We start from the raw sequence: 18,274 nt of genomic DNA on the forward strand, positions 1-18,274 counted from the left end.
GCCAGCCAGCTGGCCTCGGCGTCCGAAGAGCTGAGCGCGGTCACCGAGGACGCCACCCGCGGCCTGCAGCAGCAGAGCATGGAAATCGAGCAGGCCGCGACCGCGGTCAACCAGATGACGGCGGCGGTGGAGGAGGTGGCGAGCAATGCGGTGGCCACTTCGGAGGCTTCCCGCGAGTCCGACCAGATCGCCCGCCGTGGGCGTGAGCAGGTGCAAGCCACGGTCACCGCCATCGAGGCGCTGGCCAATGGCGTGGCGGGTAACGCCGAGGAGGTGGGGCAGCTGGCCCAGCAGGTGCACGACATCAGCAAGGTGCTGGATGTGATCGGCTCGATCGCCGAGCAGACCAACCTGCTGGCGCTCAATGCCGCCATCGAAGCGGCGCGGGCTGGCGAGGCCGGGCGCGGGTTCGCCGTGGTTGCCGACGAGGTGCGGGCGCTGGCCCATCGCACGCAGACCTCGACCCAGGAGATCGAGCAGATGATCGTCGCTATTCGCAGTGGGGCCGAGCGGGCGGTGCAGGGCATGCAGCACAGCGACGCCCAGGCCCGTTCGACATTGGATGGCGCTCATGCCGCCGGCCAGGCACTGGAAGCGATCGCCGCGGCCATCGGCCAGATCAACGAGCGCAACCTGGTGATCGCCAGTGCCTCGGAGCAGCAGGCCCAGGTGGCGCGGGAGGTGGACCGCAACCTGACCACCATCCGCGATTTGGCGCACCAGTCCTCGGCCGGGGCCGAGGAGACGTCCGCCGCCAGTCAGGCGCTGTCGCGGCTTGCGGTGGACCTGAACACCCTGGTACAGCGGTTTTCGGTATAAGGGCCATCGCGGGGCAAGCCCGCTCCCACGCATACGCATGACCCTGAGCGGATGGCGTGGGAGCGGGCTTGCCCCGCGATAAGGGCCTGCAGGGCACAAACAAAAACGCCCGAACCTAGGTCCGGGCGTTCTCGTTCAGCAGATCAAGCGATCACTTGCCAGTCCAGCGCTTGAGCACCAGGGTGGCGTTGGTGCCGCCGAAGCCGAAGCTGTTGCTCATGACCGTGTCGATCTTGGCGTTCTCTTCGGTCTTGCGCAGTACCGGCAGGTCGGCGACCTCTGGGTCCAGCTCGTCGATGTTGGCGGAGCCGGCGATGAAGTTGTTCTCCATCATCAGCAGGCAGTAGATCGCCTCGTGCACGCCGGCGGCGCCCAGCGAGTGGCCCGACAGGCTCTTGGTCGAGCTGATCTTCGGTGCCTTGTCGCCGAACACTTCACGCACGCCCTTCATCTCGGCGACGTCGCCGACCGGGGTGGAGGTGCCGTGGGTGTTCAGGTAGTCGATCGGGGTGTCGACGGTGGACAGCGCCTGCTGCATGCAGCGGATCGCGCCTTCGCCACTTGGGGCGACCATGTCGTAGCCGTCGGAAGTTGCGCCGTAGCCGACGATCTCGGCGTAGATCTTGGCGCCACGGGCCAGGGCGTGTTCCAGCTCCTCGACCACCACCATGCCGCCGCCGCCGGCGATGACGAAGCCATCACGGTCGGCGTCGTAGGCGCGCGAGGCCAGTTCCGGGGTTTCGTTGCGCTTGGTCGACAGGGCGCCCATGGCGTCGAACAGGAACGACTGGCTCCAGTGCTCTTCTTCACCGCCACCGGCGAAGACGATGTCCTGCTTGCCCCACTGGATCTGCTCCAGGGCGGTGCCGATGCAGTGCGCGGAGGTGGCGCAGGCCGACGAGATCGAGTAGTTGATGCCCTTGATCTTGAACGGAGTGGCCAGGCACGCCGACACGGTGCTGCCCATGGTGCGGGTGACACGGTACGGGCCGACGCGCTTGACGCCTTTTTCGCGCAGGGTGTCCAGGGCTTCCATCTGGTTCAGGGTGGAAGCGCCGCCGGAGCCGGCAACCAGGCCGGTGCGCGGGTTGGAAACCTGCTCTTCGGTCAGGCCCGAGTCCTTGATCGCGTCCTGCATTGCCAGGTAGGCATAGGCGGCGGCGTGGCCGACGAAGCGATAGACCTTGCGGTCGATCAGCTCTTCGAGGTTGAGGTCGATGGAACCGGAAACCTGGCTACGCAGCCCCATTTCCTTGTATTCCGGGTTGTAACGGATACCCGGACGGCTGTTGCGCAGGTTTTCGGTGACGGTAGCTTTGTCATTGCCCAGGCACGATACGATGCCCAGACCAGTGATCACGACGCGGCGCATGCGAATAACCCTTAGAAATTGTCAGTGGAGGTGAACACGCCGACCCGCAGGCCTTCGGCGGTGTAGATCTCGCGACCGTCGACGCTGACCGAGCCATCGGCGATGGCCATGTTCAGCTTGCCTTTCAGGACGCGCTTGATATGAATGTTGTAGGTGACTTTCTTCGCTTCCGGCAGGACCTGGCCGAAGAATTTGACTTCGCCCGAACCCAGGGCGCGGCCACGGCCCGGCAGACCCTGCCAGCCGAGGAAGAAACCGACCAGCTGCCACATGGCATCCAGGCCCAGGCAGCCCGGCATCACCGGATCGCCTTCGAAGTGGCAGGCGAAGAACCACAGGTCCGGATTGATATCCAGCTCGGCGACCAATTCACCTTTGCCGAACTTGCCGCCTTCCTCGCTGATATGGGTGATGCGATCGACCATCAGCATGTTCGGGGCGGGCAGTTGCGCATTACCGGGGCCGAACAGCTCACCGCGACTGCAGCGCAGCAGATCTTCCCGAGTAAAGGCGTGTTGTTTGGTCATGCGAGCTCCTCAATAACCCCCTGCGGCAGGGGATGAATCTTCCCGGCCGGCCCGAAGCGCGTGGCATTCGAGGCGGCAGCCTACAGGTAGACTATTGCGTTGTGGTGAAAGTCACAGCGCACCTGGCAAAAGAAGTACAGGTGTGCACTGAAATGTTATTTTCCGGCCCTGAGGCGGTCCTGTCCAGTCCTTAAGACTGCCGCAATTTAGCATTTATCGCCAGTCGCGGCTGTCCGACCCGGCAACCAGCGCTGCAGGATGCGTTGCAGATCAGTGCGTTTGAACGGCTTGCTCAGGTAATCGTTCATTCCGGCGGCCAGGCAGCGCTCGCGGTCGCCCTGCAATGCGCTGGCGGTCAGGGCGATGATCGGCAGGCCCTCGGTGCGCGGCAACTGGCGGATGCGACGGGTGGCCTCGTAGCCGTCGACATTCGGCAGGCGGCAGTCCATCAGTACGGCGGCAAAGCGTTGCTGGCCGACCAGGTCGACCGCCTGGGCGCCGTCCATGGCCAGGCTCACCTCGAAACCGAGGCTGCGCAGCATCGCCTCGATGACGCTCTGGTTGACCGGATTGTCCTCCACCAGCAGGACCCGCCCGCCGCCTGCGTCCGTCGTGCTGTCCCGGGGCGCGGCGCCGGGCAGGGCGGCGGGAGCGCTGGCCAGGGCCAGCGGCATCTCCAGGGTGAAGGTCGAGCCCAACCCCTCGCGGCTCTCGCCGCGCAACTGGCCGCCCATGCGCTCGGCCAGGGTGCGGGCGATCGACAGGCCCAGGCCGGTGCCGCCGTAGCGCCGGGAAATGGTGTTGTCGGCCTGCTGGAAGGCCACGAACATCATTTCCAGGCGGTTGCTGTCGATGCCGATGCCGGTGTCGCGCACGGTGCAGGTCAGCCAGATCAGCTGGCGGTCGAGCACCTGCCAGCGGGCCTCGATGGCCACCTCGCCACGCTCGGTGAATTTCAGCGCATTGCCCACCAGGTTCAGCAGGATCTGGCGGATGCGCGTCGGATCGCCCATCACCTGCAGCTGGTTCATGCCCGGCGGCAACTGCAGGCGCAGGTCCAGGTTGCGCTGCTGGGCGCTGTGCTGGAACGACAGCACGCTGCTGGTGATCAGCTCGCCGAGGTTGAAGTCGATATGTTCCAGCTCCAGGGTGGTGCGCTCGATCCGCGAGAAATCGAGGATGTCGTTGATCACCTTGAGCAGGTGGCCGGTGGATTCGCTGGCCACTGCGGTGTAGTCGGCCTGTTCGCTGGTCAGCTCGGTGGTCTCGAGCAGTTGCAGCATGCCCAGCACGCCGTTCATGGGCGTGCGCAGCTCGTGGCTCATCATCGCCAGGAAGTCCGACTTGGCGCGGTTGGCCTGCTCGGCTTCTTCACGGGCCTGGATCAGCTGGCCCATGGCCTGTTGCTGTTCATGAGCCGCCTGGTCGAGGGCGCTGGCCAGGTTGTTGATGTGCCGGGCCAGGTGGCCCAGCTCGCTGTCGTCGACCACCGGCAGCGGCGCGTTGAAGTCGCCCTGTTGGATCGCCCGGACCGCGTGGCCCATGTCGCTGATCGGCTTGGACAGGCTGGTGGCCAGGCGCCGCGCCAGCAGGAAGGTGAACAGCAGGGCGAACAGGGCGAGGATCGCGGCCTTGATCACGATCTCCTGCTGGCGTTGGCTGAAGGCGTCGTCGGACATGCCGACGATCACCCGGCCGAGGTAATCGTCGCCGATGTTCGGCGCCGGCGCCTTGCCCTGCAGGAAGTCATTGTCCAGGCGGATCTGCTGCAGGCGGATCGGCGCCTGGAACACCTCGACGCGTTGGGCGCGGCTGTGGCTTTCGTCGGGTTGCTCGACATACACCAGGATATGGTTGCGGCTGTCCTGCACCTCGAGAAAGCGCACGTGGGGAATGCTCAGGGTGGCGCGCATCAGGCTCTCGAGCACCTCGTTGTTGCCCGAGATCACCCCGTACTCCGAGGCCGGTGCCAGCTGGTTGGCGATCAGTTGCCCGGTGTGGTTGAGTTCCTGGCGCAGGTCCTGGATCCGCACGAAGGTGAAGAAGCTGATCAGCAGCAGGGTCAGCAACAGGGCGGGGCCCAGGCTGATGATCTGGGTGCGGGTGTGGATGTCCCAGCTCAGGCGCTTGCTCATGGGGTGGAGGTTCCTTCGGCAAGGGCCAGGGCGGCGGAGACCGGGTCGATCGCCTCCAGGCCCAGGGCGCGGGCCACCTGCTGGTTGCCGCTGACACCGAAGTGCGCGGGGTAGAGGCTGCGCGGCCAGCGGGCCGGCGGCAGGTCGAGCAGCTGTCCGAGCACCGCCAGCCAGTCGTCCTGGTCACTGTAGGTGCTGGCCAGGGCGCCGGCGCGGACAAAGCCGACGTTAGGTCCGATCAGCGCCATCTGCCGGCCATAGCTGCTGAGCAGCACGTTCTTGGCCGACTTGGAGTTGTACAGGTCGGGGTCGTCCAGGCCGAGCAGCACGTCGCTGTTGCCCAGCAGGTCTTGCAGGGGACGGCTGTCGCGCAGGTCGGGCCAGTCCTGGGCGACGATCTCCAGGCCCAGTGAACTGGCGGCCTGGCGCAGCTCTTCGAGCAGGAAACGGCTGTGTTCGCCGTAGAGCACGCCGATGCGCCGCGCCTGCGGCAACAGGTAGCGGGCCAGGCGCAACTGCCGGGCCAGGGGCGGGTCGCTCCACAGCAGGGTCAGGTAGGCGGGGCGCGAAGTGCCCAGGCGCTGCTCGATCTGGACCCGGCTGACCCGCAACGCCAACGCCGCCGGTCCTGCGGATTCAGCCAGGCGCCACTCCAGGGCCGGGGTGTCGAGGAGGATCAGGCGGGTGTCGGCCTTGAGCTTGGCCGGGCTTGGCAACTGCTCGATGGTCTGGAACCGCACCTGGTCGTTGGGACGACGTTTTTCCAGGGCCGTGACGAAGCTGCGGATGCCGGGCTGGTCCTCGGCGCCGACCAGCAGGATTTCGCTGGCGGACAGCGATCCCAGGGGCCAGAGGCACAGCAATAACAGGCGCAGCAGACGGACCATCAGAATTCCAGCTCCGCGCTGACGCTCAGGCGGTGGCGGCTGTCGTAACGGTTCTGTTCCAGGGTGACCGGCTCGTCATCCAGGCGCTGCTGCCACAGCGCGGCGAGCTCCAGGTTGCTGCCCTGCACCTTGAAACGCTTGGCCAGGCGCAGGTCGACCCGTTCGTAACGGTAACCATTGAGGGCGTCGTCACCGTAGTAGAACAGGGCGCTGGACCAGCCTTCGCCCCAGTCGCGCAGCCAGCCGGCCGAACCGCTGTTGCGGGCGCTCAGGCGCCGGTCGTTGGGGTTGCTGGCCCAGGCGTCGACGTAGGCGTAGGTCAGGCGCAGGCGGTCGCGCTGGGTGGCGCGCCAGTCGAACTGCGCCTCGCTGCCGCTGAAGCGCGCCTTGTTGGCGTTGCTGGCGATGTACTGGTTGTTCTTCAACGGCTCGCTGATCATTCCGGTGATCTCGTCGTAGAACAGTTTCACGTCCATGCTCAGGTCGAGGTCGGTGAAATAGCCGTTGTAGCCGAGTTCACGCGAGCGCATGCGTTCCTGGTCGAGGTTCCCCGGGCCGCGGGTCTTGACGAAGTATTCGCCGTTCTGCAGGCCGTAGCGGTTGGGCGTGAGGTTCTTGACCGTGTAGCTCCAGTTGACGTTGTTCTCGAACATGTCCGGCGAGCGGATCGCCTCGGAATACACTGCGCGCAGGCCGTGGCGCGGGGTGATCAGGTAGTTCACCGCCACCCGTGGCGTGAGCGAGTTGCCCGAAAGCTGCGAGTGCTCGTGCATCGCCCCGCCCTGGACGATCCAGTGTTCGTCGATACGCCATTCGAGCTGGCCGAACAGACGCCAAGTCTGGTCGTCGATGCTGCCGTTGAAGTAGGTCTGCGAGTCGGCCTTGTCGTAGCGGTAGTTCATGCCGGTGACCAGGCGCAGACTGTCGGTCAGGCTCAGGGTGTCCTGGATTTCCAGGTCGTAGCGGGTCTCGCGGGTGCTCTGGTCGACGTCGCCGCAGATCGTGTTGCGGCCACCGTTGGCCCATTGGTCCTGCACCTGGCCCATCAGCGAGTTGAGTTCGGGGTTGGTGCTGCTGGGCAGGTTGCCGGTAAACAAATTGCGGGCGACTTTCTCGGCGAAGTTCGGATCGAGCTGCCACAGGCGGGTAAGCTCAGGGCTGAAGGCGATCGCCGCATCACAGGCGCGCCACACCTGCTGACGGTCGAAGTGTTGGGCCGAACCCTGCACATACAGGCTGTGCTCGGGGTTCAGGTCGAGGTTCCAACGCACCGAACCTGCGTAGTCCTTGGCGTTGACATCGGCGTTGTCGCCGGCGCGGTAGTTGCCGAACACCGGCTGGTAGGTATAGGGGCGCTGGTTGCTACCTTCCTTGGCCGCCAGTTGCCATTCCAGGGTCTGGTTCGGCGCCAGGGTGTGGCTGGCGTTGAGGTTGACGCGGTTGAGCCGGCGGCTGTCGCGGTAGTCGCGGCCGAACTGGTCGTGGTCGAAGCCATCGTCCTGCTGGCCGGAGAGCGACAGACGCAGGTCGCCGCTGTCCCAGCCAAAGCCCTGGCTTGCGTAGTAATCGTTGATACCATCCTGGCCGCGGGTCAGCTTGACCCGCGTGCCATGGCTATCGGCCGGGTTGCGGGTGAGGATGTTGACCACCGCCATCAGCGCGTTGGCGCCGTAGCTGACGGTGTTGGGGCCGCGGAACACCTCGATGCGCTCGATGTCCTCGATCGCCACCGGGATATCGCTCCAGTCCACCGTGGCCAGGCCCGCGCGGTACACCGAGCGGCCGTCGATCAGCACCTGCATGCGCCGGGCGTCGCTGACATTGCTGCCGTGGTAGTTGACCGTCGGCTGGTTGCCGGCGCCGTAGCCGATCATCATCCCCGGCACCAGGCGCAGCAGTTCGGGGATGTCGCGGGCGCCGCTGGCCCGGATCAGCTCGTTGTCGAGCACGGTCATGCTGCCCGGGACCGCCGCCGGGGATTGTTTCAGGCGCGTGGCGGTCAGAACCTGCGGCAGGTCCTGGTTGTCGATGAACAGGTCGTCGGCCACGGCCGGGCCGCCCAGCAAGGCAGTCAACAAAATCAGGCGTGGATAGGGAGGCGTGCCAGGGAACACGAAACGGCCTTGTTTCAGAAATGAATCAGGCATGTTAACCGACCGTACGGCTTTTGCCAGTGATTGGCGGATGGCCTATTGCCGCATCGCACCCCCTGAACTTTCTCTATTGTGTTCGGGTGCGTGGGAGCGGGCTTGCCCCGCGATGCATACGCACTGGTTCTGTCGCATCGGCACCGTATAATGCCCGGGTCGCCACTTACTTTATTGGTTAACGGATTGGATATGACTGAACAGCAACCTGTTGCGGTTCTTGGAGGCGGCAGCTTCGGCACCGCCGTGGCGAACCTCCTGGCCGAGAACGGCCATCCGGTGCGGCAATGGATGCGCGACCCGGCGCAGGCCGAGGCGATGCGCGTCGATCGCGAGAACCCGCGCTACCTCAAGGGCATCCGCCTGCACGACGGCGTCGAGCCGGTCAACGATCTGCTCGCCACCCTGCAGGGCAGCGCGCTGATCTTCGTCGCCTTGCCCTCCAGCGCCTTGCGCAGCGTGCTGGCGCCCCATGCCGAGCTGCTGCGCGGCAAGGGCCTGGTCAGCCTGACCAAGGGCATCGAGGCGCACACCTTCAAGCTGATGAGCCAGATCCTCGAAGAGATCGCCCCCCAGGCGCGCATCGGCGTGCTGTCGGGGCCCAACCTGGCCCGCGAGATCGCCGAGCATGCGCTGACCGCCACCGTGGTCGCCAGCGAGGACGAGGCGCTGTGCCAGCAGGTACAGGCCGTGCTGCATGGCCGTACCTTCCGCGTCTACGCCAGTGCCGACCGCTTCGGCGTCGAACTGGGCGGCGCGCTGAAGAACGTCTACGCCATCATCGCCGGCATGGCCGTGGCCCTGGGGATGGGCGAGAACACCAAGAGCATGCTGATCACCCGCGCCCTGGCCGAGATGACTCGCTTCGCCGTTAGCCAGGGCGCCAACCCCACGACCTTCCTGGGCCTGGCCGGGGTGGGTGACCTGATCGTCACCTGCTCCTCGCCCAAGAGCCGCAACTACCAGGTCGGCCATGCCCTGGGCCAGGGCTTGAGCCTGGAACAGGCGGTCAGCCGCCTGGGCGAGGTGGCCGAGGGCGTCAACACGCTCAAGGTGCTCAAGGCCAAGGCCCAGGAAGTGGGCGTGTACATGCCGCTGGTGGCGGGCCTGCACGCGATCCTGTTCGAAGGGCGCACGCTCAACCAGGTGATCGAGCACCTGATGCGTGCCGAACCCAAGACCGATGTCGATTTCATTTCCACCAGCGGTTTCAACTGAAGGAACGACCCATGAACGATACTCCCGAGCGCGCCCAGCGCGAGTCGATCATCCTGCGGGTGCTGTGGATGCTGGTGTTCCTGGTGGCCTGGCAACTGGCCGAGCTGCTGCTCGGCGGCCTGGTGCTGGTGCAGCTGATCTACCGGCTGATCTACGGCGCGCCCAGCGCCAGCCTGATGAACTTCGGCGACAGCCTCAGCCAGTACCTGGCGCAGATCGGCCGCTTCGGCACCTTCCACTCCGACCAGAAGCCCTGGCCGTTCGCCGACTGGCCGACGCCGCGCGCCCCGGAAGGCGAGGTGCCGCACGCCGTCGCCCCGGCAGCGCATCCGGTGCGTGACGAGGAGCCCAAGCTGTGAAGCTCTGGGTGCTGCGCCACGGCGAGGCGGAACCCCGGGCCAACAGCGATGCCGAGCGACGCCTGACCGGCCACGGTCGCGAGCAGGTGCTGCGCAGCGCCGCGCACCTGCTCGGCCAGCCGTTGCAGGCGATCATCGCCAGCCCCTATGTGCGCGCCCAGCAGACCGCCGCCCTGGTGCACGGCGCGCTGGGCTTTGCCGAGCCGGTGCGCACAGTGCCCTGGCTGACGCCGGACAGCGACGCGCAGCAGGTAATCGGTGAAGTCGAGCGCCTGGGGCTGGAGCATGTGCTGCTGGTCAGCCACCAGCCACTGGTGGGAAGCCTGGTCGGCCTGCTCGAACATGGCCACGGCCAGCAGCCGGCACCACTGAGCACGGCGAGCCTGGCGGAGCTGGAAGGGGATTGGCCACTGGCGGGGCTGATGACCCTGCATAGCCTGCGTCATCCCGGCTGAGCCCTCAGCCCTTTCCGGCCGGTCCGACGCCTCGGCAAGGCCGCTCCTACAAGCGACCGCGCGCTCCTGTAGGAGCGGCCTTGTGCCGCGAAAGGGCTGCAAAGCAGCCCCGGCAACTGGCATTTCTGTCAGTTGCCAGCCGGACGTTGGGCCAAGTAGCGTTGCGCGGTGAATGATTCATGGGCCCGTACTGGCACAGGGAGTGAAGAGTGAACCGTTATCGCATGGCGCTGGTGCGCTCGGTTGACCCGCAATGGCTGCTCGACAAGCTGACGGAGGATCACCGGCTGGATTTCGCCGAGTACCGCCTGATGCAGGACATCGCCGATGCCAAGCTCGACCAGTTGATTCGCCGTTTCGAAGGCCAGCATGAATTCGAGCAACTGCGCCAGGCCAGCATTCGCATGGCCCACCTGCTGCAGACCAGCTGCCTGGCCCTGCGCCGGCTGGCTGACAATGAGGGCGACTGCAGCCTGGGCCGTCAGGCCCTGGAGTGGCAACTGGGCTACATGCAGGCCTGCCTGCACCGTTCGCTGGCCAGCCTCGAGCGCTGCTCGATGACCTGATCGCCACTGGCGATGACCTATCCGAACGTTGCCGCCGGGGGCCGGCTTGCCGACAATGGGCCATCCATCCCCGTGCAGAGCAGGCGGCCATGTCGCAGCAGATCTTCTTCGCCCACGCCAACGGCTTCCCTTCGGCCACCTACGGCAAGCTGTTCGCCGCCCTGGGGCCGGACTACGAGGTCCGCCACCTGGCGCAGCACGCCCATGACCCGCGTTTTCCGGTCAACGACAACTGGCAGAACCTGGTGGACGAACTGCTGCATCACCTCGAACAGCAGGACGCGCCGGTGTGGGGTGTCGGTCATTCGCTGGGTGGCGTGCTGCACCTGCATGCGGCGTTGCGCCGACCGGCGTTCTACCGCGGGGTGGTGATGCTCGACTCGCCGGTGTTGACCCGCGCGGACGAGTGGCTGATCCAGGCCGCCAAGCGCCTGGGCTTCATCGACCGCATCACCCCGGCCGGGCGCACCCTCGGTCGGCGCGAGGCATTCCCCGACCGCGACAGCGCCCGTCGCTACTTCGCCGGCAAGACCCTGTTCCGCCACTTCGACCCGGACTGCCTTGAAGCCTACCTGGAACATGGCCTGGAGCAGGGCGAGGAGGGGCTGCGCCTGCGCTTCGACCCGGCCACCGAAATCAGCATCTACCGCAGCATTCCCCATGTCAGTCCGGCGCGGCCGCGCCAGTTGCAGGTGCCGTTGGCGATGGTGCGCGGCGCCCAGAGCCGGGTGATCCGCAAGCACCATGCGCTGGCCGTGCGCGCCATGGCCAAGGGCGAGTACCACAGCCTGCCTGGCGGGCACATGTTCCCGCTGGAGCGGCCCACCGACACCGCCGGCCTGATCAAGGGCCTGTTCGACCGCTGGAGCCAGGCATGAGCGCCCAGGTCGAGGAGATCCGCCTGACGCTCGGCCATATCGAGCTGGCCGCGCACCTGTTCGGCCCGGCCGACGGCCTGCCGGTGATCGCCCTGCACGGCTGGCTGGACAACGCCAACAGCTTCGCCCGCCTGGCCCCGCACCTGAAGGGGCTGCGCATCGTCGCCCTGGACCTGGCCGGGCATGGCTATTCCGAACATCGCCCGGTCGGTGCCGGCTACGCCCTGGCCGACTACGCCCATGACGTGCTTCGGGTTGCCGAGCAACTGGGCTGGGAGCGCTTCGGCCTGCTCGGTCATTCGCTGGGGGCGATCATCTCGGTGCAACTGGCCGGGGCCTTGCCCGAACGCGTCAGCCACCTGGCGCTGATCGACGGGGTGATTCCGCCGACGCTCAGCGAACAGGATGCCGCCGAGCGTTTGGGGCTGGCGCTGCAGGCGCAACTGCGCCTGGAAGGCAAGCGCAAATCGGTGTACGCGACCCTGGAGGAGGGCGTCGAGGCGCGCATGAAGGGCATGGTCGCGGTCAGCCGCGAAGCCGCCGAACTGTTGGCCCGGCGCGGCCTGATGCCGGTGCCCGGCGGCTACAGCTGGCGCAGCGACAGCCGCCTGACCTTGCCCTCGCCAACTCGCCTGAACCAGGACCAGGCCATGGCCTTCGTCAAGCGCATCGCCTGCCCGGCCTGCCTGGTGGTGGCCGCCGATGGCATGCTGGCGCGCCACACGCAACTGCTGGAGCAGCTACCCTTCGAGCAGGTGACCCTGCCGGGCGGGCACCACCTGCACCTGAACGACGCCGAGGGCGCGGCCCTTGTCGCAGACTGTTTCAATCGCTTTTTTGGCATTCCTTGACTTGCACCGGACAAGTGTCGAGGCTTGGCGGGTTGAAAGGGAGACAACCATGTACATGCCAGACATCCACGCGTTTTGCCCCGCCACCTGCGAGGGTGGTCGATGAGCGCACCTGTTTTCGTTCGCGGCGCCATCGCCGCTTGCCTTGCCATCGCCAGCTCCCTGTTGTGGGCCGGCAGCCTGCCGGTACCGCCTGACGCCAAGGTGGTCGACCAGCGCCCGGCGGTGGAGCAGGAGCGGGTCTACCCCATGGGCCCGCTGCGCAAGATCAGCGGCCGCCTGCGGGTCGACGACAAGGTCGAGAGCCGTGGCCAGGTCAGTTCCGTGACCTACGAGCTGCCGGTCGAACGCAGCGCCCGAGAAGCCTTCACCAGCGCCCGCGAGGCCCTGCAGCAGGAGGGCGGCTATCCGTTGTTCTGGTGCCAGGGCCGCGATTGCGGCGAGGCCAGCCTGTGGGCCAACGACGTGTTCGCCAATGCCCGGCTCAATGGCGGTGACGAGCAGCAGGCGTTCATCCTGCTGCGCCGTTCCGCCGAGGAAGCCGATACCCTGGTGGCGCTGTACAGCGTGACCCGCGGCAACCGCCGTGCCTATCTGCATGTCGAGGAGTTCGTCTCTGGCAGCCCGCTGGGCGAGCTGTTGCCTACCGCCGCCACGGTGCTGCGCGAACTGCGCGATACCGGCAAGCTCGACTACCCTGATCTGGCCGAGCCCCAGACTACCTGGGCAACGCTGTTGGCCCGCAGCCTGAACCTCGACAGCACCCTGCGCGCCAGCCTCAGCGGCAAGGGCGCCGAGGCCTGGCGCGAGCAACTGGTCAAGGCCGGCGTGCGCAGCGCCCGGCTGGAGGTCGGCGACGCCCCGACCGAAGGCCTGCACCTGGAACTGATCCGTTGAGTGAGCGCCACCATGGCCAACAATGACCGCCTGTTGATCCAGATCCTGCTGCTGACCCTGCTGGGTGCCGCGCTGTGGGTGATGGCACCGTTCATCTCGGCGCTGCTGTGGGGCGCCATCCTGGCCTTCGCCAGCTGGCCGCTGATGCGCCTGCTGACTCGCGTGCTCGGCGGGCGCGAAACCCTCGCCGCGAGCCTGCTGACCACGGTCTGGATCCTGCTGGTGGCGCTGCCGCTGGTATGGCTGGGTTTCAACCTGGCCGACCATGTACGCGATGCCACCGCGTTCATTCGCGACGTGCAGGTCGATGGCCTGCCGGACGCGCCCGCCTGGGTGGCGGGCATTCCGTTCGTCGGTGAGCGCCTGGTGAGCTGGTGGGAGTCTTTCGACCAGCAGGGCGCGGCCTTGCTGACCTCGGCCAAGCCGTACCTGGGCCAGGTCGGCAACTGGCTGCTGGCACGCAGTGCGCAGATTGGCGGCGGGGTGCTGGAGCTGACCCTGAGCCTGGTGTTCGTGTTCTTCTTCTACCGCGACGGGCCGCGCCTGGCGGCCTTCGTCCATCGTCTGCTGCAACGGCTGGTGGGCGAGCGCGCCGAGTACTACGTCGACCTGGTGGCCGGTACCGTGCAGCGGGTGGTCAACGGCGTGATCGGCACCGCCGCGGCCCAGGCCCTGCTGGCGCTGATCGGTTTCCTGATCGCCGGCGTGCCGGGGGCCATCGTGCTCGGCCTGGTAACCTTCATGCTCAGCCTGATCCCCATGGGCCCGCCGCTGGCCTGGATACCGGCCACCGCCTGGCTGGTATCGAAGGGCGACTATGGCATGGCGGTGTTCCTGGGGATCTGGGGTACCTTCGTCATCAGTGGCGTGGACAACGTGCTCAAGCCGTACCTGATCAGCCGGGGCGGCAACCTGCCGCTGGTGATCGTGCTGCTGGGGGTGTTCGGTGGCTTGATCGCGTTCGGTTTCATCGGCCTGTTCATCGGGCCGACCCTGCTGGCGGTGGGGTACAGCCTGCTGCTGGACTGGAGCCGCAATACCGCGCAGCACACGCCACAACGCTGACCTTTCAGGCCTCTTCGCGGGTAAACCCGCTCCCACAGGTACAGCACAGCCCTTGAGCTTGGCGCAGCACCTGTGGGAGCGGGTTTACCCGCGAATGGGCCCGTGCAGCGATTCGGTGTATCTGATCTTTACGCATTCTTTATGCCCCGCCCCCACCCCCGATCTCGCCCCTTTACGCCCCTCCCTCGGACAATTTCTCCAAAGCGGCCCTCACGCCGCAATCAGGGGAGATTCACTCATGTACATGCTCGACGGGCTGTCACTGCTTCTTGCAGTGGCGTTGGCGGTTTACCTGCTGGTGGCGCTGCTGCGCGCCGATCGCGGCTAAGGGGCGACCATGCACAGTTACGATTACCTGCTGCTGCTGGCGTTCTTCGCCATCGTGCTGCTGCCGGCGCCCTGGCTCGGGTGTTTCTACTACAAGGTGATGGAAGGCCAGCGCACCTGGCTGACGCCGATCCTCGGCCCGGTGGAGCAGGGCTGCTACCGCGTGGCCGGCGTGCGCGCCGACCAGGAGCAGAGCTGGAAGCAGTACACCCTGGCCCTGCTGGCCTTCAACCTGGTCGGCTTTCTGATGGTGTTCGGCGTCCTGCAACTGCAGGGCAGCCTGCCGCTCAACCCGCAGCACCTGCCGGGCCAGGAATGGTCGCTGGCGTTCAACACCGCGGTCAGCTTCATGACCAACACCAACTGGCAGGCCTACAGCGGTGAAGCCTCGGTCAGCTACCTGAGCCAGATGATCGGCCTGACCGTGCAGAACTTCGTCAGCGCCGCCACCGGCCTTGCCGTGCTGGTCGCCCTGTGCCGGGGTATCGCCCGTCGCTCGGCCAGCACCCTGGGCAACTTCTGGGTCGACCTGACCCGCGCCACCCTCTACGGCCTGCTGCCGCTGTGCCTGGTGCTGGCGCTGCTGCTGGTGTGGCAGGGCGTGCCGCAGACCTTCGCCGACTACGTCCACGCCGTGACCCTGCAAGGCACCGACCAGACCATTCCGCTGGGCCCGGCCGCCAGCCAGATCGCCATCAAGCAGCTGGGCACCAACGGCGGCGGCTTCTTCGGCGTCAACTCGGCGCACCCGTTCGAGAACCCCACGGCCTGGAGCAACCTGTTCGAGGTGGCTTCGATCATCCTGATCCCGGTGGCCCTGGTGTTCACCTTCGGCCATTACGTCAAGGACCTGCGCCAGAGCCGCGCGATCATCGCCTGCATGCTGGCGCTGTTCCTGATCGGCGGCAGTACCGCGCTGTGGTCGGAGCATCAGCCCAACCCGGCCCTGGAAAATGCCCAGGTGCAACAGAGCGCGCCGCTGGAAGGTAAGGAGAGCCGCTTCGGCACCACCGGCTCGGTGTTGTGGACGGTGACCACCACCTCCGCCTCCAACGGCTCGGTCAACGCCATGCACGACAGCCTCAACCCGATTACCGGCATGGTGGCGATGGTCAACATGATGCTTGGCGAAGTGATCTTCGGCGGCGTTGGCGCCGGCCTCTACGGCATGCTGCTGTTCGTGTTGATCGCGGTATTCCTGGCCGGCCTGATGATCGGCCGCACCCCGGAATACCTGGGCAAGAAGCTGCAGGCCCGTGAAGTGCAACTGCTGGTGGCGAGCCTGCTGGTGATGCCGGTGGGCGTGCTGATCCTCGGCGCCATCGCCGCCAGCCTGCCCGGGCCGGCCGGCGCGGTGACCAACCCCGGCGCCCACGGTTTCAGCCAACTGCTGTACGCCTACACCTCCGGCACCGCCAACAACGGCTCGGCCTTCGCCGGTTTCGGCGCCAACACGGTGTTCCACAACGTGATGATCGGCCTGGCCATGCTGATCGGCCGCTTCGGCTACATCCTGCCGGTGCTGGCCCTGGCCGGCAGCCTGGCGGCGAAGAAGAGCGCGCCGCAAGGCATCAACAGCTTCCCCACCCACGGCCCGCTGTTCACCACGCTGCTGCTGGTGACCATCCTGCTGGTCGGTGGCCTGACCTTCCTGCCGACCCTGGCCCTGGGGCCGATCGCCGAACACCTGAGCCTGGGTTTCTGAGGAATACACAATGAACATGCCCATTCCCGAAGTGAAGGCGCGTCAAGGCGCCAAGGACCAGACCCGCTTCAGCGCGTTGTGGCGCCCGGCGCTGGTCCAGGCTTTCGTCAAGCTCGACCCGCGCCAGCTCAGGCGCGCCCCGGTGATGCTGGTGGTGGCCCTCACCGCCGTGCTCACCACCGTGCTGTGCTTGGTGCCCGGCAGCGGCGTGAGCACCGGCGTGGCGGTGCAGATCGCCGTATGGCTGTGGTTCACCGTGCTGTTCGCCAACTTCGCCGAAGCCCTGGCCGAGGGCCGCGGCAAGGCCCGCGCCGACAGCCTCAAGGCCGGTAGCCAAGGCCTGACCGCCAAGCGCCGCAAGAGCGACGGCAGTTTCGAGAGCGTCGCTGCCACCCAGCTGCGCAAGGACGATGTGGTGCGCGTCGTGGCCGGCGAGATGATCCCCGGCGACGGCGAGGTGCTCGAAGGCATCGCCGCGGTCAACGAGTCGGCGATCACCGGCGAGTCCGCCCCGGTGATCCGCGAGTCCGGCGGCGACCGCTCGGCGGTCACCGGCAACACCCGCCTGGTCTCCGACTGGCTGCTGATCCGCATCACCAGCAATCCGGGCGAGTCGACCCTGGACCGCATGATCGCCCTGGTCGAAGGCGCCAAGCGCCAGAAGACCCCCAACGAGATCGCCCTGGACATCCTGCTGATCGGCCTGACCCTGATCTTCCTGATCGTGGTGGTGACCCTGCAGCCGTTCGCCCGCTTCGCTGGTGGCGAGCTGCCGCTGATCTTCCTCGCTGCGCTGCTGGTGACCTTGATCCCCACCACCATCGGCGGCCTGCTGTCGGCCATCGGCATCGCCGGCATGGACCGCCTGGTGCGCCTGAACGTGATCGCCCGCTCCGGCCGCGCCGTCGAGGCGGCCGGCGACGTGCACACCCTGATGCTCGACAAGACCGGCACCATCACCTTCGGCAACCGTCGTTGCAGCGCCCTGCACGCCGCCTCCGGGGTGACTGCCAAGGAGCTGGGGGAGGGCGCCTTGCTCGCCTCGCTGGCCGACGATACCGCCGAGGGCAAGTCGATCGTCGAGTACCTGCGCCAGCTGCATGACTTCGCCGAGCCTTCGGTCGAGCAGTACACAGCCATCGCCTTCAGCGCCGAGACCCGCCTGTCGGGCATCGATTTCCAGCAGCGCCGCTACCGCAAGGGCGCCGTCGACGCGGTGCTGGCCTTCTGTGGCTTGCAACGCCTGGAGCTGCCCGCCGCCCTGGCCCGTGAAGTGGAGCGCATCGCCCAGAGCGGCGGCACTCCGCTGCTGGTGTGCGTCGACACGCACCTGCTCGGCGTGATCCATCTCAAGGACGTGGTCAAGCCCGGTATCCGCGAGCGCTTCGCCGAACTGCGCAAGCTCGGTATCCGCACCGTGATGGTCACCGGCGACAACCCGCTGACCGCCGCCGCCATCGCCGCCGAGGCCGGCGTGGACGACGTGCTTGCCGAAGCCACCCCGGAAAAGAAGCTGGCGCGCATTCGCCAGGAGCAGAATGACGGCCGCCTGGTGGCCATGTGCGGCGACGGCGCCAACGACGCCCCGGCCCTGGCCCAGGCCGATGTGGGCATGGCCATGAATGACGGCACCCAGGCCGCCCGAGAGGCCGCCAACATGGTCGACCTGGACAGCGACCCGACCAAGCTGCTGGACGTGGTGCAGGTGGGCAAGGAACTGCTGGTCACCCGCGGCGCGCTGACCACCTTCTCCATCGCCAACGACGTGGCCAAGTACTTCGCCATCCTGCCGGCGCTGTTCGCCGCCATCTACCCGCAACTGGGCGTGCTCAACCTGATGCACCTGGCCAGCCCGCAGAGCGCGATCCTTTCGGCCATCGTGTTCAACGCGCTGATCATCATCGTGCTGATCCCCCTGGCCCTGCGCGGGGTGCGGGTGCAGGCCGCCAGCGCCGCCCACCTGCTGCGGCGCAACCTGCTGATCTACGGCGTGGGGGGCATCATCGTGCCGTTCGCCGGGATCAAGCTGATCGACATGCTGCTTACTGCGCTGCACCTGGTCTGAG

Annotated in this window: 16 protein-coding genes and 1 pseudogene; 12 read left to right on the forward strand and 5 right to left on the reverse strand. The window is 66.9% G+C overall.

The features are described from left to right. Positions 1-222 precede the first annotated feature (222 nt). Positions 223-819, forward strand: a pseudogene (locus tag K2O50_RS26885) (methyl-accepting chemotaxis protein); the annotation flags it as partial. Positions 820-970: 151 nt separating this feature from the next. Here K2O50_RS26885 and fabB read toward each other — a convergent pair. The 5 genes from fabB to K2O50_RS08855 form a co-directional block, all read right to left on the reverse strand. Then, positions 971-2,191, reverse strand: coding sequence for a beta-ketoacyl-ACP synthase I (gene fabB / locus K2O50_RS08835; protein ID WP_050706509.1), 1,221 nt, complete (start codon positions 2,189-2,191; stop codon positions 971-973). A gap of 11 nt (positions 2,192-2,202) precedes the next feature. After that, positions 2,203-2,718, reverse strand: a complete 516-nt coding sequence (gene fabA / locus K2O50_RS08840; RefSeq protein ID WP_028690473.1) for a 3-hydroxyacyl-[acyl-carrier-protein] dehydratase FabA — start codon at positions 2,716-2,718, stop codon at positions 2,203-2,205. 206 nt (positions 2,719-2,924) lie between these two features. Next, complete coding sequence (locus tag K2O50_RS08845) at positions 2,925-4,853, reverse strand: response regulator (RefSeq protein WP_050706508.1); 1,929 nt, start codon at positions 4,851-4,853, stop codon at positions 2,925-2,927. Then, positions 4,850-5,740: an ABC transporter substrate-binding protein gene (locus K2O50_RS08850; RefSeq protein WP_050706507.1), complete on the reverse strand. Its 891-nt coding sequence runs from the start codon at positions 5,738-5,740 to the stop codon at positions 4,850-4,852. Before K2O50_RS08850 ends, K2O50_RS08845 begins: the two co-directional genes overlap by 4 nt. Continuing rightward, positions 5,740-7,887: a TonB-dependent siderophore receptor gene (locus K2O50_RS08855; protein WP_177330854.1), complete on the reverse strand. Its 2,148-nt coding sequence runs from the start codon at positions 7,885-7,887 to the stop codon at positions 5,740-5,742. The genes K2O50_RS08850 and K2O50_RS08855 overlap by 1 nt, the downstream gene beginning before the upstream one ends. Positions 7,888-8,079: 192 nt before the next feature. Here K2O50_RS08855 and K2O50_RS08860 point away from each other — a divergent pair, with 192 nt between their 5' ends. The 11 genes from K2O50_RS08860 to kdpB all read left to right on the forward strand — a co-directional run bounded on the left by K2O50_RS08860 (position 8,080) and on the right by kdpB (position 18,273). Further along, positions 8,080-9,105, forward strand: coding sequence for an NAD(P)H-dependent glycerol-3-phosphate dehydrogenase (locus K2O50_RS08860; protein WP_050706506.1), 1,026 nt, complete (start codon positions 8,080-8,082; stop codon positions 9,103-9,105). A gap of 11 nt (positions 9,106-9,116) precedes the next feature. Beyond that, entirely contained in the window at positions 9,117-9,464 is a 348-nt protein-coding gene (locus K2O50_RS08865) for a DUF4389 domain-containing protein (protein WP_050706505.1), read from the forward strand. Continuing rightward, a complete protein-coding gene (sixA, locus tag K2O50_RS08870; protein ID WP_050706504.1) occupies positions 9,461-9,919 on the forward strand; it encodes a phosphohistidine phosphatase SixA in 459 nt (152 codons plus the stop codon). The genes K2O50_RS08865 and sixA overlap by 4 nt, the downstream gene beginning before the upstream one ends. Before the next feature lie 209 nt (positions 9,920-10,128). Next, on the forward strand, positions 10,129-10,485 hold the full coding sequence (locus tag K2O50_RS08875; RefSeq protein WP_050706503.1) for a hypothetical protein: 357 nt from the start codon (positions 10,129-10,131) through the stop codon (positions 10,483-10,485). 89 nt (positions 10,486-10,574) lie between these two features. Further along, positions 10,575-11,363, forward strand: coding sequence for an alpha/beta fold hydrolase (locus K2O50_RS08880; RefSeq protein ID WP_050706502.1), 789 nt, complete (start codon positions 10,575-10,577; stop codon positions 11,361-11,363). Next, positions 11,360-12,214 (forward strand): alpha/beta hydrolase, encoded by an 855-nt coding sequence (locus tag K2O50_RS08885; protein ID WP_050706501.1) that lies wholly within the window; start codon positions 11,360-11,362, stop codon positions 12,212-12,214. The genes K2O50_RS08880 and K2O50_RS08885 overlap by 4 nt, the downstream gene beginning before the upstream one ends. 102 nt (positions 12,215-12,316) lie before the next feature. Next, positions 12,317-13,111: a DUF4892 domain-containing protein gene (locus tag K2O50_RS08890; protein WP_050706500.1), complete on the forward strand. Its 795-nt coding sequence runs from the start codon at positions 12,317-12,319 to the stop codon at positions 13,109-13,111. Between the two features lie 12 nt (positions 13,112-13,123). Next, entirely contained in the window at positions 13,124-14,176 is a 1,053-nt protein-coding gene (locus K2O50_RS08895) for an AI-2E family transporter (RefSeq protein ID WP_220689994.1), read from the forward strand. Between the two features lie 238 nt (positions 14,177-14,414). Further along, positions 14,415-14,504 (forward strand): K(+)-transporting ATPase subunit F, encoded by a 90-nt coding sequence (kdpF, locus tag K2O50_RS08900; RefSeq protein ID WP_011534724.1) that lies wholly within the window; start codon positions 14,415-14,417, stop codon positions 14,502-14,504. A gap of 9 nt (positions 14,505-14,513) precedes the next feature. After that, entirely contained in the window at positions 14,514-16,208 is a 1,695-nt protein-coding gene (kdpA, locus tag K2O50_RS08905; protein WP_050704939.1) for a potassium-transporting ATPase subunit KdpA, read from the forward strand. Between the two features lie 10 nt (positions 16,209-16,218). After that, on the forward strand, positions 16,219-18,273 hold the full coding sequence (gene kdpB, locus K2O50_RS08910; protein WP_050704940.1) for a potassium-transporting ATPase subunit KdpB: 2,055 nt from the start codon (positions 16,219-16,221) through the stop codon (positions 18,271-18,273). The last annotated feature ends 1 nt before the right edge of the window (position 18,274 follow it).

Origin of the sequence: Pseudomonas sp. 2hn, assembly GCF_019646095.1 — a bacterium.
GTDB classification, from domain to species: domain Bacteria; phylum Pseudomonadota; class Gammaproteobacteria; order Pseudomonadales; family Pseudomonadaceae; genus Aquipseudomonas; species Aquipseudomonas peradeniyensis.

Coding starts and splice junctions, on each gene's coding strand:
- K2O50_RS08885 (WP_050706501.1), top strand. CDS start 11,360: ATGAGCGCCCAGGTCGAGGAGATCCGCCTGACGCTCGGCCATATCGAG.
- K2O50_RS08890 (WP_050706500.1), top strand. CDS start 12,317: ATGAGCGCACCTGTTTTCGTTCGCGGCGCCATCGCCGCTTGCCTTGCC.
- kdpF (WP_011534724.1), top strand. CDS start 14,415: ATGTACATGCTCGACGGGCTGTCACTGCTTCTTGCAGTGGCGTTGGCG.
- K2O50_RS08895 (WP_220689994.1), top strand. CDS start 13,124: ATGGCCAACAATGACCGCCTGTTGATCCAGATCCTGCTGCTGACCCTG.
- kdpA (WP_050704939.1), top strand. CDS start 14,514: ATGCACAGTTACGATTACCTGCTGCTGCTGGCGTTCTTCGCCATCGTG.
- K2O50_RS08880 (WP_050706502.1), top strand. CDS start 10,575: ATGTCGCAGCAGATCTTCTTCGCCCACGCCAACGGCTTCCCTTCGGCC.
- K2O50_RS08850 (WP_050706507.1), bottom strand. CDS start 5,740: ATGGTCCGTCTGCTGCGCCTGTTATTGCTGTGCCTCTGGCCCCTGGGA.
- K2O50_RS08855 (WP_177330854.1), bottom strand. CDS start 7,887: ATGCCTGATTCATTTCTGAAACAAGGCCGTTTCGTGTTCCCTGGCACG.
- fabB (WP_050706509.1), bottom strand. CDS start 2,191: ATGCGCCGCGTCGTGATCACTGGTCTGGGCATCGTATCGTGCCTGGGC.
- K2O50_RS08845 (WP_050706508.1), bottom strand. CDS start 4,853: ATGAGCAAGCGCCTGAGCTGGGACATCCACACCCGCACCCAGATCATC.
- K2O50_RS08860 (WP_050706506.1), top strand. CDS start 8,080: ATGACTGAACAGCAACCTGTTGCGGTTCTTGGAGGCGGCAGCTTCGGC.
- K2O50_RS08865 (WP_050706505.1), top strand. CDS start 9,117: ATGAACGATACTCCCGAGCGCGCCCAGCGCGAGTCGATCATCCTGCGG.
- kdpB (WP_050704940.1), top strand. CDS start 16,219: ATGAACATGCCCATTCCCGAAGTGAAGGCGCGTCAAGGCGCCAAGGAC.
- fabA (WP_028690473.1), bottom strand. CDS start 2,718: ATGACCAAACAACACGCCTTTACTCGGGAAGATCTGCTGCGCTGCAGT.